At 46.6% G+C, this 15,142-nt stretch carries 11 protein-coding genes; 7 read left to right on the forward strand and 4 right to left on the reverse strand.

The genetic code is table 11. The features are described 5' to 3' along the window. The first annotated feature begins 17 nt into the window (after positions 1–17). A complete protein-coding gene (cyaY, locus tag C2740_RS00480) occupies positions 18–401 on the forward strand; it encodes an iron donor protein CyaY (protein ID WP_215293466.1) in 384 nt (127 codons plus the stop codon). Here cyaY and aroB read toward each other — a convergent pair. From aroB to C2740_RS00500, 4 genes are all read right to left on the reverse strand, one after another. Beyond that, positions 398–1,480, reverse strand: coding sequence for a 3-dehydroquinate synthase (gene aroB / locus C2740_RS00485; protein ID WP_215293467.1), 1,083 nt, complete (start codon positions 1,478–1,480; stop codon positions 398–400). The genes cyaY and aroB overlap by 4 nt on opposite strands. 8 nt (positions 1,481–1,488) lie before the next feature. Continuing rightward, positions 1,489–2,013 carry a shikimate kinase gene (locus tag C2740_RS00490; protein WP_215293468.1) on the reverse strand — a complete coding sequence of 175 codons (525 nt, stop codon included), beginning with the start codon at positions 2,011–2,013 and terminating at the stop codon, positions 1,489–1,491. 12 nt (positions 2,014–2,025) lie between these two features. Next, entirely contained in the window at positions 2,026–3,048 is a 1,023-nt protein-coding gene (locus tag C2740_RS00495) for a secretin and TonB N-terminal domain-containing protein (RefSeq protein ID WP_251369651.1), read from the reverse strand. Between the two features lie 95 nt (positions 3,049–3,143). After that, positions 3,144–3,842 carry a hypothetical protein gene (locus C2740_RS00500; protein WP_215293470.1) on the reverse strand — a complete coding sequence of 233 codons (699 nt, stop codon included), beginning with the start codon at positions 3,840–3,842 and terminating at the stop codon, positions 3,144–3,146. 135 nt (positions 3,843–3,977) lie between these two features. Here C2740_RS00500 and C2740_RS00505 point away from each other — a divergent pair, with 135 nt between their 5' ends. The 6 genes from C2740_RS00505 (at position 3,978) to mlaE (ending at position 15,121) form a co-directional block, all read left to right on the forward strand. After that, complete coding sequence (locus C2740_RS00505) at positions 3,978–6,314, forward strand: penicillin-binding protein 1A (RefSeq protein WP_215293471.1); 2,337 nt, start codon at positions 3,978–3,980, stop codon at positions 6,312–6,314. A gap of 12 nt (positions 6,315–6,326) precedes the next feature. Further along, positions 6,327–7,031 carry a transposase gene (locus C2740_RS00510; RefSeq protein ID WP_215293472.1) on the forward strand — a complete coding sequence of 235 codons (705 nt, stop codon included), beginning with the start codon at positions 6,327–6,329 and terminating at the stop codon, positions 7,029–7,031. A gap of 183 nt (positions 7,032–7,214) precedes the next feature. Beyond that, positions 7,215–11,960, forward strand: coding sequence for a glutamate synthase-related protein (locus C2740_RS00515; RefSeq protein ID WP_215293473.1), 4,746 nt, complete (start codon positions 7,215–7,217; stop codon positions 11,958–11,960). 38 nt (positions 11,961–11,998) lie between these two features. Further along, the gene (locus C2740_RS00520) at positions 11,999–13,462 is read left to right on the forward strand and encodes a glutamate synthase subunit beta (RefSeq protein WP_215293474.1); all 1,464 of its coding nucleotides are present in this window, start codon (positions 11,999–12,001) and stop codon (positions 13,460–13,462) included. Between the two features lie 10 nt (positions 13,463–13,472). Beyond that, positions 13,473–14,324: an ABC transporter ATP-binding protein gene (locus C2740_RS00525; protein WP_215293475.1), complete on the forward strand. Its 852-nt coding sequence runs from the start codon at positions 13,473–13,475 to the stop codon at positions 14,322–14,324. Further along, positions 14,324–15,121, forward strand: coding sequence for a lipid asymmetry maintenance ABC transporter permease subunit MlaE (gene mlaE, locus C2740_RS00530; RefSeq protein ID WP_251369652.1), 798 nt, complete (start codon positions 14,324–14,326; stop codon positions 15,119–15,121). Before C2740_RS00525 ends, mlaE begins: the two co-directional genes overlap by 1 nt. Positions 15,122–15,142: the final 21 nt, after the last annotated feature.

A 15,142-nucleotide genomic window follows, 5' to 3' on the forward strand; every position in this document is an offset into this window, starting at 1 on the left:
GCATGCAGGACTCGGGTATGAATCCAAATAATTTGAGCGTGGAAACCATTGATGACAAGCAGTTTCATCAACTGGGCAGCAATTTATTGCAGTCTATTGAGGTGGCTTTAGAAGCCGCTGACGATGAACTGGATCTCGATTTGGATGTGGAGCGCCAGGGGGGCAACGTCATCACTATCCGCTTTCGGGATAAAAGCGTGATTGTGGTCAATACGCAGCCACCTTTGCATGAAATTTGGGTGGCAGCTAAGTCTGGCGGCTATCACTACCGATGGTCAGGAACCCTAGCTAAGCCTTTGTGGCTTGATACCAAAACCGGCAAAGAATTGCTGAGTGATTTGACTGATTTCGCCAGCGTACAAGCTGGTCAAGCGGTCAAGATTGGATTGCTTAATCCTTAGACTGCGCCAGTAGCGGCCAAGGTTTCGATTACCTGGATATCAGGCACGCTCTTGATTTGAGCCTTACCCATTTTTTCCAAGAGCACATAGCGAATTTGGCCGCCCTCAGTTTTCTTATCAACCTGCATTAGTTCCATATAGCGTTCTGCGCCAAATTTTGGTGGAATGGTTGGCAAGTTCATTGACTTGATAATTTTTGTGAGGCGCTCCAGCTCCGCTTTACTGATGAGGCTTAAGCGACAAGATAAATCAGCGCCCATCACCATACCGCAGCCAACGGCCTCGCCATGTAGCCATTCCCCGTAACCCATGCCAGCCTCTATTGCATGTCCAAAGGTGTGGCCAAAGTTGAGGGTTGCACGAATGCCGCCCTCTCGTTCATCGGCAGAGACTACTGTGGATTTAATTTCGCATGAACGAAGTACTGCGTGACCCATTGCATCGGTATCGCAAGCAAGTAAAGCCGATGCATTTGCTTCGATCCAATCTAAAAATTGAGCATCAGCAATTGCACCGTGTTTCACTACTTCAGCAAGCCCAGCCGAGAGCTCTCTGGGGGGCAAAGTCTTGAGCGTGTTGAGATCTGCAATGACGGCTACAGGTTGATGAAAAGCCCCAATCATGTTCTTGCCCAAAGGATGATTGATACCAGTCTTCCCTCCAACCGAAGAATCAACCTGGGCTAGCAAAGTAGTGGGAACTTGAATGAATCGAATGCCTCGCATAAAACTGGCCGCAGCAAAGCCCGTCATATCTCCAATCACGCCACCGCCTAAGGCTATCAACATGGTTTGGCGATCGGCACCAAACTTCAAAAGATCATCAAAAATAAGCTGCAGATTTTTCCAGTCTTTGTATGACTCCCCATCAGGCAGAGTAATCGTCCTGACAGGTTTTCCGAATATTTCTATGGTCTTAGAAAGGCGTGCAGCATAGAGTGGCGCAACCGTAGTATTAGTAACGATATAAATTGAAGTTGCTTTTTCGCAGGCAGAAAATAAGCTGGGCTGATCAATCAGGTCGGTGCCAATGTAGATTGGATAGCTGCGGTTGCCAAGATCAACTTCAAGTGTTTTCATTATAGTTTTCAAGCGGAGAGTTCAAGTTGCATGATTAGGGTGTTGACCAGTTGATTGACGCTGGGCTTGCCAGTTTCAATAACGTGATCAGCAATTTCGCGATAAAGCGGGTCGCGAATGATATATAAATTTTCTAGAACTTTTTTAGCGTCACCATTGCGAAGTAGGGGGCGTCCTTCACTACCCTTGGTGCGATGCCAAAGCTCGGTTGGATTTGCATGTAGATAAATCACGGTACCGTATTCGCTGAGGGCTTGACGATTTTCAGGAAGCAAAACTGCTCCGCCTCCGGTGGCAAGAACAATGTCATGTTCGCTGGTAATTTCTCGAATGGCTTGAGCCTCGCGTTTGCGAAACCCTTCTTCACCTTCCATTTCAAAGATAACCGGAATCTTTACACCACAGCGTTCTTCAATCACATGATCGGCATCTAAAAAGCGGCGCCCTAATTTTTTGGCCAACACTTTTCCGACCGTTGACTTTCCGGCGCCCATGAGGCCGATTAGAAAGATATTGTTTTTCGAAGAGTTCACCCTTCGATTTTATTAGGGTTTGTCGAGAACGGTAGGGGTTAGGAAGACCAGTAGTTCGGTTTTATCTTGTAATTTAGATTTATGGCGAAATAAGTGGCCAATGAGCGGAATATCTCCCAGTAAAGGCACTTTGACTTCATCCTCTCGTTCTGTGGTTTGAAAAATGCCCCCAATGATGGCTGTGCCACCGTTTTCAACGGTAACCTCAGAACTCAGGCTTTTCGTATCAATTGCGTACCCTTGTTCAGTTTTCATGCCAATGGTGTCTTTGTTGATGCCAACCAGCATGGAGATCTTTCCATCAGGATGAATTTTTGGCAAAACCTCTAAACGTAAATTTGCCTTCCGAAATTGCAATTTGCTGCCACTTTGGGAGGTGGTTTGATAGGGGAGCTCAGTACCTTGCTCGATCGTAGCTTTTACCTGATCTCCGGTCATGATGCGTGGATTGGAGAGGATCTTGCCTTGACCGTCGGACTCAAGGGCAGATAGCTCCATTTGCAAAAGACGGCTCCCGCTTTTTGAAACGAGAGTTGCGGCGACTGTTGCTGGATTAAAGCCGCTTAATCCCGACCCACCCAAATCAACATTACTAGATAGTTTTTTATCTGGGCTAATGCCTAAAGAGTTTGCTTGGTAACCAAGCTTGACTCCCAGCTCGCGGGCAAAGCGCTCATCTGCTTCTACAATGCGGGCCTCTATGAGGATTTGTCTTGGACTATTAATATGGTCGCCACCAAAGGGCAGAGCGGCATCTTCACGCCGATGCTTTTGGAATGCAGCAATTTCTGCATGGGGGCCGATCCAGTAAATATCCCCGTTGCGAACTAGCCGCAGCCCCCTGCTCGCCAGAATCGAGTGAAGCGCTGTTTGCCACGGGGTATTCTTGAGCTCAACAGTAATTCTCCCTTTGATCGATTCGCTCAATAAAAAGTTAGTGTTGCCAAGCTTGGCAAGGATCTGTAAAAGTTCGACGACTTCAATATCGGTAAATTGCAGACTAATGGGAGCATCCACTAAATTTTGTTTAGGCATGTTTGCCTGAGTGGGGTCAACTAAAAAAGTGAGTAAAAGACTAATACAAAAGCCGAATTTTCTTATTTGTTTATTCATGTGTTTTAGGCTTTGTTTCATTCGGATTTGGAGGGTCTGAGAATGACAGTTTTGCCCTGAGGGTGGGTGAAAGCAGCAAAGTCTTTTTCAAGCTGCGTCAATCGCCAATCGCCCAAAACGAGCGCACCTGTTTCAAACATCGCGTTGCTCCTACCGGCTTGGAAAAACCCTTGGTGGGCGCCACCCATTTGACTTACCCCTAAATAACGCCAGCGTCGAAGTTCTGACTCATGAGGATGGGTCTTGGGCTTAGCAACAGCCCTGCTGATTGGCTTATTTTCCTTTAATGAGTGAATACTTACTTCTATTAATTCTATTACTTCATATAGATCATCTTGATCACGTTCCAGATCAGTGCGCAATAGGGCAAACGCTTTTTTGAGTTCAGATATCTCCTTAGGGGAGTCTTGAGCTAGGACTTCAGAACTTCTTTTTAGGGACTCATAGGCCATTAATAACGCTATGCCAACAGCGATTGCGCATAACCCTAAAGCGAAAGCACCCCCTAATTTATGCACTTGAATGGGCGGGATTAAATTTTTTAAATCCTCCAGTTTTGGCTGCCCATTATTCTGGTTTTGATGCTCGGGGCGATCGATTTTTGGGGAGCTTGTTTTGCGGATTCCGTTTGGATCAGGAATAGCTGGATCGTCACCAAGCTCACTCAAGATTTCATCGAAAGAACGGGGGGAAATATGGCGGGATGGCATCACCATATTTTTTATACTTAAGCAATGGATTGCCATCAGCATGGTTTGAACCTTATGTCGGGAAAGATCAGTTAAAAAACCCAAAAACAAGGGTTTTGGAGCTTTTAAGAAAATTACCCAAGCACCCTATAATTTGAGCTTATGGCCCTCCCACCAAAAGATAAGCCGCCACAAAACCAGCGACCAGTCCGTCAGTTCGACAGAAGTCCACGGCATCCACGAGTAGGGCCTGGCTCACCTCGTAAATCTTCTAGCAATCCCTTAGTGAAGGCCATGCTAATTATTGGCGTGGCATTTGCCTTGGTAGTAATGCTTTTAATGGGTTATGCCTTTTTGGTAGCAAAACCGAACTTACCGAAAATTTCGGCATTAACAGACTACAACCCAAAAACACCACTCCGGATTTATACGGCAGATAAGGTATTGATTGGTGAGTTTGGCGAAGAGCGCCGTAAGGTTATTCCTTTGGACGAAATACCGCTTAGCATGCGCAATGCTGTTCTAGCTATTGAGGATGATCGCTTCTACTCTCATGGCGGAGTCGACTATGTAGGCATTTTGAGGGCCGCCCTGACTAATTTGCGTGGGCATTTATCTCAGGGTGCTTCAACCATCACCATGCAAGTAGCGCGAAACTTCTTTTTGAGCAATGAGAAAACTTTTAGTCGAAAAATCTATGAAGTGTTGTTGGCCTGGGAAATTGAGTCTCAGCTAACAAAAGACAAGATTCTTGAAATTTACATGAATCAAATTTTCTTAGGGCAAAGGGCCTATGGCTTTTCAAGTGCAGCCCAGATTTATTTTGGTAAAGAATTAAAAGACATCACGATTGCTGAGTCTGCAATGTTGGCTGGCTTACCTAAGGCTCCCTCGGCATATAACCCTGTAAGCAATTTCCGTCGCGCCAAAATTCGTCAAGAATATATTTTGCAGCGCATGCGGGATCTAGGGTACATTTCATCGGAAAACTATCAAAAAGCCATGGTTGAGGAGTTGCATATTCGCGGCCTTGGCAATGAATTTGCGGTGCGCGCGGATTTCCCAGCAGAAATGGTGCGTCAGCTTTTGTTTACTCAATACGGTGAGGCCATTTACTCGCAAGGAATAGATGTTTACACAACAATCTTAAAAGCAGATCAAGATGCTGCCTATAAGGCAGTCCGTCGCGGTATTTTTGAGTATGATCTGCGTCATGCTTATCGTGGTCCAGAGGGTTTTATCGACCTTCCTGAGGATCGGGTGAAGCGTCAGCGTGCCATTGATGAGGCTTTACTTGCTTACCCACAGTTGGATGATTTGCAATCAGGGGTTGTGCTGGATGTAAAGCCAAAAGAAATGCAAGTCATGATTGCTACGGGCGATACGATTACCTTGAAGGGTGAAGGTATGAAATTAGCATCGGCATCGATCACTGATAGCACCCAGCCTAAAAAACGCTTACGTCCAGGCGCTGTCGTGAGATTGCTTTTGGATGGTGGGGTTTGGAAGTTAGCACAATTGCCTCAAGTCGAAGCAGCTTTCGTCTCAATGAATGCAGAGACCGGCGCGATCTTGTCCTTGGTAGGTGGCTTTGACTTCCGTCGCAATCAATTCAATCACGTGACTCAAGCGCTGCGTCAGCCAGGCTCATCCTTTAAGCCTTTCATCTATGCAGCGGCAATTGAAAAAGGCTTTACGCCAAGCACCATGGTGAATGATGCGCCTTTATCGATTGGCAGCATGGAGACCGGAAGTCAAGCTTGGGAGCCAAAAAACTACGATGGTAAATATGAGGGCATGATGCGATTGCGCAATGCTTTGGCTAAATCGAAGAACTTAGTTTCTGTTCGCATTATTCGTGCGATTGGCCCTTCTTATGCACAAGAATATATTCAGCGTTTTGGCTTTGAGCCTGAAAAACACCCACCTTATTTGACAATGGCTTTGGGTGCAGGTTCGGTGACGCCATTGCAAATGGCGTCGGCCTATAGCGTATTTGCAAATGGTGGCTACCGCGTTGACCCCTTCTTGATCGATAAGATGGTTGACTCCAAAGGAACAGTTTTGTTCGAGGCAAAGCCTGCCCGTGTTGGTGACGGCGCCAATCGTGTTTTGGATGCCCGCACTGCTTTTGTAATGGACAGTATGTTGCAAGAGGTTACTAAGACAGGCACTGCAGCATCTGCTAGAGCTAAGCTCAGTCGTAATGATATTGCCGGAAAGACTGGTACTACCAATGATTCACATGATGCTTGGTTTGCTGGATACAACCCAAAAGTAGTTGCGATCGCTTGGATTGGTTTTGATAAGCCGGCCAGCCTGGGTGATCGTGAGACTGGTGGCGGTCTTGCCTTGCCAATGTGGATATCCTATATGTCAGTAGCTCTGAGGGATGTGCCGCAGGAGTCCCGCGTGGTTCCAGAGGGTGTGACACAATCCGATGGAGACTGGTTTATTCCTGACTTTTCTCGTAGCGGTGGCCCACGCGAACTGCAATAGTTCGTTTTCAACATGGCTCGGCAAGCGCGCACTGTAATACCTGGCCAAGCAATGCATGTCATGGTGCGCGGCAATAATCGAGAAACTCTTTTTTTTAACCCAGAAGATCGTCACATTTATTTGGAGTGGTTGCGAGAAGCGGCAAGACAATTTGCCTGTGCAGTCCATGCATTTGCCTTAATGCCTAACCATGTGCATTTGCTGATGACGCCACAATATGAAGATTCACTTGCTAAAACAATGCAATCTCTAGGTAGGCGCTATGCGCAGTACTTCAATCAACAACACCACCGGTCGGGAACAATTTGGGAGGGCCGCTATCGCTCTTCCTTGATTGACCCGGATTATTTTTTGCGTTGTATGCGCTACATTGAACTGAACCCGGTGAGGGCTGGCTATGAATCAAGTCCTCAAAATTCAGGGTGGACTAGCTTTGCCACCCATATCGGCGGTAAGGCGGATCCATGGCTGGTGGATCATCAGGTTTTTTGGAAGCTCGGAAACACCCCTTTTGAGAGGCAAATGAAATGGGCAGAGTTTGTCAAGGATGGTGCACCTCACTGGGAAGACCGACAGATCACCGAATCCTTGCTTCGATCTAAGCCTTGGGTAAGTGATATCTACGCAAACAAGCTTTTTAAGGAAAATCCAGATATTGCTAAAATTCGATACCGTGGACGCCCTAGAAAAATTAACTCAATAAATTCAATTACTTAGATTCTTTCTGCTGTGCCTCTGCTTGACTTCTGAATGACTCTGTCCCTATTTAAATAATTCATTTTGGTGCGGTTAGTTAAAAAATGGGACAGACACATTTTATTTCTATTGCATCGGTATGGGTATTCACCTATATTTGATCCTCCAAAAGTAATCAGGCCATTGATGCCACTCGGAAACACTATGACTACACAATTTAATTCTGATCTTCGCCCAATTGCTCAAGGTCTATATGACCCCCGTAATGAGCATGATGCTTGCGGCGTAGGATTCGTAGCGCACATCAAGGGTAAGAAATCCCACGAGATTGTTGCTCAAGGCTTGCAGATTCTGGAGAACTTAGATCACCGGGGTGCGGTCGGTGCTGATCCGTTAATGGGTGATGGCGCTGGTATTTTGATACAGATTCCAGATACTTTGTATCGCGAGGAAATGGCAAAGCAAGGTGTGACATTACCGCCGCTCGGTGAATATGGCGTCGGCATGATTTTCTTGCCAAAAGAGCATGCGTCCCGTTTAGCTTGCGAACAAGAATTAGAACGCACTGTACGTTTAGAAGGTCAGGTTGTTTTGGGTTGGAGAGATGTACCGGTTGACGTGAAATTGCCGATGTCTCCAACAGTGCAAATGACAGAGCCATTCATTCGTCAAATTTTTATTGGCCGTGGCCGCGACATCATGACAACAGACGCTCTTGAGCGTAAGTTATATGTCATACGTAAAACGGCAAGCCATGCAATTCAGGATTTGCATTTGAAGCACGGTAAAGAATATTTCGTTGCTTCAATGTCTGCGAGAACCATTGTTTATAAGGGTTTGCTTTTAGCGAACCAAGTGGGCGCATATTACCAAGATCTACAAGATAAGCGCACAGTATCAGCACTTGCATTAGTGCATCAACGGTTTTCTACCAATACTTTCCCTGCATGGGAATTGGCCCATCCATATCGCATGATTGCGCACAACGGCGAGATCAATACTGTTAAGGGTAACGTCAATTGGGTGAATGCACGAGAGGGAGCAATCAGCTCTCCAGTGCTAGGTGATGATTTGAAAAAATTGTGGCCACTCATTTATCCGGGTCAATCTGACACTGCTTGCTTCGATAACTGCTTAGAGTTGTTGGTGATGTCTGGCTATCCATTGGCACAAGCCATGATGATGATGATTCCTGAGGCCTGGGAACAGCATGCGTTGATGGATGACAATCGCCGTGCTTTCTATGAATATCATGCGGCGATGATGGAGCCGTGGGACGGTCCAGCAGCAATGGCCTTTACTGACGGTCGTCAAATTGGCGCAACCTTAGATCGAAATGGTTTACGTCCTGCGCGTTACTACGTAACTGATGATGACTTGGTCATCATGGGCTCAGAGGCTGGTGTATTGCCAATTCCTGAAAATAAAATTGTTCAGAAATGGCGTTTGCAGCCAGGCAAGATGTTTATGATCGACATGGAACAAGGTCGCATCATTGATGATGTTGAGCTCAAGAATGCTGTATCAAAAGCGAAGCCTTATAAGAGTTGGATCGATGCAGTTCGCGTCAAGCTGGATGAAGTTGATGCCAGCAAAGCGGACTTGATAGATGAAAAAACCACAATTCGTCCAGCGGCTAAATTATTAGATCGCCAACAGGCATTTGGCTACACCCAAGAGGACATCAAGTACCTCATGGCTCCAATGGCTATGAATGGCGAAGAAGCTATTGGTTCAATGGGTAACGATAGTCCCCTGGCTGTTCTCTCAAATAAAAATAAGCCTCTTTATAACTACTTCAAGCAGTTATTTGCACAGGTCACCAATCCTCCGATTGATCCAATCCGCGAAAACATGGTGATGTCTTTGGTCTCCTTTATCGGACCAAAGCCAAACTTGTTAGACACCAACAACATTAATCCTCCAATGCGCTTGGAAGTGAGTCAGCCAATTTTAGATTTTGATGACATCACGAAGATTCGTCATATTGGTCACTACACCAACGGCAAGTTCCGCTCATACGAATTAGATATTTGCTACCCAGCAGCATGGGGTAAGGCTGGCATCGAAGCACGCTTGGCATCTTTGTGTGCAGAAGCGGCGGATGCAGTGCGCTCCTGCTACAACATTTTGATCGTCAGCGATCGTCAAGTGGATGAGAAACATGTTGCTATCCCAGCTTTATTGGCGACCTCTGCAATTCATCAACATTTGGTTGAAAAAGGATTACGTACTAGCGTAGGTCTCGTTGTTGAAACTGGTAGCGCACGTGAGACACATCACTTTGCACTCTTGGCAGGTTACGGCGCTGAAGCCATTCACCCATACCTCGCCATGGAAACTTTGACCGAAATGGCTAAAGGCTTGTCAGGTGATTTGTCTAGTGAGAAGGCCGTTAAGAATTTCATTAAGGCGGTTGGTAAAGGTTTGCAAAAGGTCATGTCCAAGATGGGCATCTCTACCTATATGTCTTATACCGGCTCTCAGATTTTTGAAGCAATTGGACTGAACCACGAAATCATTAATCAGTATTTCAAGGGCACCCCATCTAACGTAGGTGGTATTGGTGTATTTGAAGTGGCTGAAGAAGCTTTGCGTATGCATGCCGCCGCGTTTAGCAATGACCCGGTATTAACCAACATGCTTGATGCTGGTGGTGAGTATGCTTTCCGTATCCGTGGTGAGAACCATATGTGGACACCGGACACAATTGCGAAATTGCAGCATTCCACTCGCATTGGTGCAGAGAAGGGCTACCAGACCTATAAAGAGTACGCCAACATCATCAATGACCAAACTAAACGCCAAATGACTTTGCGTGGCTTGTTTGAGTTCAAGATTGATCCAGCAAAAGCAATTCCATTGGATGAAGTGGAGTCTGCAAAAGAAATCGTGAAACGTTTTGCTACGGGCGCAATGTCTTTGGGCTCAATTTCTACTGAAGCACATGCTACTTTGGCCATTGCAATGAACCGTATTGGCGGTAAGTCCAATACTGGCGAGGGCGGCGAAGATCCAAACCGCTATGTGAATGAACTCAAAGGTATTCCAATCAAGAAGGGTGAAACCCTGGCAAGTGTTTTGGGTAGCGATGTTGTTGAGGCGAATATTCCATTATTGGATGGTGACTCCTTGCGTTCAAAAATTAAACAAGTTGCATCTGGTCGTTTTGGTGTAACCACTGAATATTTGCGCTCTGCTGATCAAATTCAGATCAAGATGGCACAAGGTGCTAAGCCAGGTGAAGGCGGTCAATTGCCGGGCGGAAAAGTATCCGATTACATTGGTAAATTGCGCTTCTCCGTGCCAGGAGTGGGTTTGATTTCTCCTCCTCCACACCACGATATTTACTCAATTGAAGATATTGCACAATTGATTCATGACCTAAAGAACGTCAATCCAAAAGCAGATGTATCTGTCAAGTTGGTATCTGAAGTTGGTGTTGGTACGGTTGCAGCTGGTGTTGCGAAGGCAAAAGCAGACCACGTTGTAATTGCTGGCCATGATGGCGGTACTGGCGCATCACCACTATCTTCTATTAAGCATGCTGGTTCACCATGGGAACTCGGTTTGGCTGAAACCCAACAAACCTTGGTTCTGAATGGTTTGCGTAGCCGCATTCGTGTGCAGGCTGACGGTCAAATGAAGACTGGTCGTGACGTTGTCATCGGCGCATTGTTAGGTGCAGACGAATTTGGTTTTGCAACTGCCCCATTAGTGGTTGAAGGTTGCATCATGATGCGCAAGTGTCATTTGAATACCTGCCCTGTAGGCGTTGCTACTCAAGACCCAGAACTGCGTAAGAAGTTTTCTGGCAAGCCAGAGCATGTTGTGAATTTCTTCTTCTTCATTGCTGAAGAGGCTCGAGAGATCATGGCGCAATTGGGTATTCGTAAGTTTGATGACTTGATCGGTCGCGTTGATTTGTTAGATACCCGCAAAGGCATTGAGAACTGGAAGGTTCATGGCTTGGATTTCAGCAAGATCTTTGCTGCGCCACAAGTAGCTGCAGAGGTGCCGCGGTATCAAGTATTGACACAAGAACACGGCTTGGCAAGTGCTCTCGACAATATCCTGATTGAGAAGAGTGAGCCTGCTTTAGAGCGTGGCGAGAAAGTGTCATTCATCGTTCCAGTGAAGAACGTAAACCGCACTGTGGGTGCAATGCTCTCTGGCGAAGTGGCGCAGCGTTACGGTCATGCTGGCTTGCCTGACGACACTATCCATATTCAATTGAATGGCACTGCTGGCCAGAGCTTCGCGGCCTTCTTGGCGCGTGGCATCACTTTGGATTTGGTTGGTGATGGCAATGACTATGTTGGCAAGGGCTTATCTGGCGGACGCGTGATTGTCCGTGCTCCTCACGAGTTCCGTGGTGATACAGCTCAGAACATCATTGTTGGCAATACTGTTTTATATGGTGCGATTGCTGGTGATGCCTTCTTTAATGGAGTTGCTGGCGAGCGTTTTGCAGTGCGTAATTCTGGAGCCACTACGGTTGTAGAAGGTACTGGAGACCACGGCTGTGAATACATGACAGGTGGAACTGTGGTTGTGCTCGGCTCAACTGGCCGTAACTTTGCTGCTGGTATGAGCGGTGGCATCGCTTATGTATATGACGAAGATGGTATGTTCGATAAGCGCTGCAATACCAGCATGGCAAGCTTAGAGAAAGTACTGCCTTCAGCAGAGCAAATTGCCAAGATGCCTCAGTCTGAGTGGCATGCCCCAGTTGATGTAAAAGATGGTGGCGAACGTTTAACAGACGAGCAAATTTTGAAGGGCTTAATCGAGCGTCATTTCCGTTACACCGGTTCAGAGCGTGCTAAAGCGCTATTAGCCGATTGGGAAAATGCCCGTGGCCGTTTTGTAAAAGTCCTCCCAACTGAGTACAAACGTGCTCTAGGTGAGTTATGGGATAAGGCACAAAATAAAGCTGTCGCCGCTTAATTAATACGGATATTAAGAAAAGATACTAAGGATTAGATATGGGTAAGGTCACTGGTTTTATGGAGTTTGAGCGCGTCGATGAAACATACGAAGCGCCCGTTAAACGTCTCCACCATTACAAAGAGTTCGTTGCCGCATTAACTGATGAAGAAGCAAAAGTTCAGGGTGCTCGCTGTATGGATTGTGGCATTCCGTTCTGTAATAACGGCTGCCCGGTTAACAACATCATTCCTGACTTCAACGATTTGGTATTTCATAACGACTGGAAGAATGCTTTAGATGTTTTGCAATCAACCAATAATTTCCCAGAGTTCACTGGTCGTATTTGTCCGGCGCCTTGCGAGGCTGCTTGCACCCTCGGTATTAACAATGATGCGGTTGGAATTAAATCCATAGAGCATGCGATTATTGATAAGGGCTGGGAGAATGGTTGGGTTAAGCCTCAGCTATCCAAAACTAAGACCGGTAAAAAAATCGCTATCGTTGGTGGCGGCCCTGCAGGTATGGCAGCCGCTCAGCAATTGGCGCGTGTTGGTCATGATGTGACTGTATTTGAGAAGAATGACCGTGTTGGCGGTTTGCTTCGCTACGGTATTCCTGATTTCAAAATGGAAAAGTGGTTGATCGATCGTCGCGTGGAACAAATGCAAGCTGAAGGCGTGAAATTTGAAACGGGTGTTTTTGTCGGCAAAGAAGCCATGGGCGCCGAAGTAAAAAATTACTCCACAAAAACCGTTTCGCCTGAGCAATTAATGAAGGATTTTGATGCGGTAGTCATTACCGGCGGCGCAGAGCAGCCACGCGATTTACCTGTTCCAGGTCGGGAGTTGGCGGGTGTGCACTATGCATTGGAGTTTTTGATTCCGCAAAATAAAGAGAATGCTGGCGACTTCAAAAATGAAATTCGTGCTTCTGATAAACATGTTGTAGTCATAGGTGGTGGCGACACTGGTTCAGATTGCGTTGGCACATCGAACCGCCATGGCGCTACAAAAATTACCCAGTTTGAATTGCTCCCACAGCCTCCGGAAGTGGAGAACAAGCCTTTGGTATGGCCTTATTGGCCAACAAAATTGCGCACTTCTTCTTCCCATGAAGAGGGCTGTGATCGTGACTGGTCGGTAGGCACAAAGCGTTTTGAGGGTAAAAACGGCAAAGTAGAAAAGCTGATTGGTGTCCGTTTGGAATGGAAAGACGGCAAGATGGCTGAAGTTCCCAACTCTGAATTTGAGATCAAGGCAGATTTAGTACTGTTGGCAATGGGATTCGTATCTCCAGTGCAACAGGTTCTCAATGCTTTTGGTGTTGAAAAAGATGCCCGTGGTAATGCCAAAGCTACAGTAGATGGCCAAAATGCTTACCAAACCAACATTCCAAAGGTGTTTGCAGCTGGTGATATGCGTCGCGGACAGTCTTTGGTGGTTTGGGCAATTCGTGAGGGGCGTCAATGTGCTCAGGCAGTAGATGAGTATTTAATGGGGTCATCTGTTTTACCCCGATAATATCGGGGATATGAACACTGTCTACCTAAACTCTTTGGATCCAAGCACGCAATCAGTAGGCGAAGTTGTCGTTTCTATTCAGGATGTGGACTTTTCCTATGCGCCAGGTGAGCGACAGATTTTGTCGGGCCTCAATATGGAGTTTCGTCGCGGCCAAGTAGTCGCGGTCATGGGAGGATCAGGCTGCGGAAAAACTACTATTCTGCGTTTAATCGGCGGTCAATTTACTGCTCAATCTGGCCAAGTATTGTTTGAAGGTAAAGATATTGGCAAGATGAATAGCGATCAATTAATGGCTGCTCGCCGCCGCATGGGCATGCTATTTCAGTTTGGCGCATTATTTACCGATCTCAGTGTTTTTGAAAATGTCGCCTTTCCTTTGCGTGAGCACACCGATCTAAGCGAAGCCCTTTTGCGCTCCTTAGTATTGATGAAGTTAAATGCAGTCGGGTTGCGCGGCGCCCGTGATTTAATGCCATCACAAATTTCTGGTGGCATGGCGAGACGTGTTGCACTTGCGCGCGCCATCGCTTTAGATCCTCCGCTCATCATGTATGACGAGCCCTTTGCAGGCTTAGATCCAATTTCCCTGGGAATTACCGCACGCTTGATACGGGATCTTAATAACGCCCTGGGAGCCACGAGTTTACTGGTTACCCACGATGTTGAAGAAACTTTTGAAATTGCTGACTATGTGTATTTTATTGCGAATGGCCGCATTGGTGCGCAAGGTACGCCGGATGAATTAAGTCGCTCTACAGATCCATTTGTGAGGCAGTTTTTGGATGCAGCACCTGATGGTCCCGTACCCTTCCATTATCCAGGCCAAAGCTTGGCAGAAGATTTTGGGGTCAGCGTTTAATGGTTGCCCTTCATAAAATTCTCGATTTATTCGGTGACCTTGGATTTTTTGTTCGCCGTAACTTAAGTAGCCTTGGTCTTGCAGCGAGAATGTTTGTAGCAGTGATTTTGCGTTCGGGATTTTTGCTCAAAAGACCTCGGTTAGTCGTAGATCAAATCCTATTTGTTGGTAATCACTCTTTTGTGATCATTGCGGTTTCCGGTTTATTTGTGGGATTCGTGCTGGGATTGCAGGGTTACTACACCTTAAATCGGTATGGCTCAGAGCAGGCATTGGGTTTATTGGTGGCACTTTCCTTGACTCGTGAATTAGGCCCAGTGATTACTGCTCTATTGTTTGCTGGTCGTGCTGGGACTTCATTGACCGCAGAAATTGGTTTGATGAAGGCTGGCGAACAGCTCAGTGCAATGGAAATGATGGCGGTTGACCCATTGGGTCGGGTGATTGCCCCTCGGCTTTGGGCTGGCATTATTTCCATGCCAATTTTGGCAACGATTTTTACCGCGGTAGGCGTGATGGGGGGCTATTTTGTTGGCGTCCCCTTGATTGGCGTTGATTCTGGGGCCTTTTGGTCTCAGATGCAGGGTGGAGTAGACCTCTTTTCAGATATTGGCAATGGCCTAATCAAAAGCATGGTCTTTGGTGTAGCAGTGACCTTTATTGCCCTTTATCAAGGCTATGAAGCGAAGCCTACGCCTGAGGGCGTATCACAAGCCACCACTCGGACGGTGGTGATTTCCTCTTTATCGGTTTTAGCATTGGATTTCCTGCTAACCGCAATGATGTTCTCGAACTAGAAAGAATAAACTGGGGCTCTT

This window comes from Polynucleobacter sp. MG-5-Ahmo-C2, assembly GCF_018687735.1.
Lineage (GTDB): Bacteria > Pseudomonadota > Gammaproteobacteria > Burkholderiales > Burkholderiaceae > Polynucleobacter.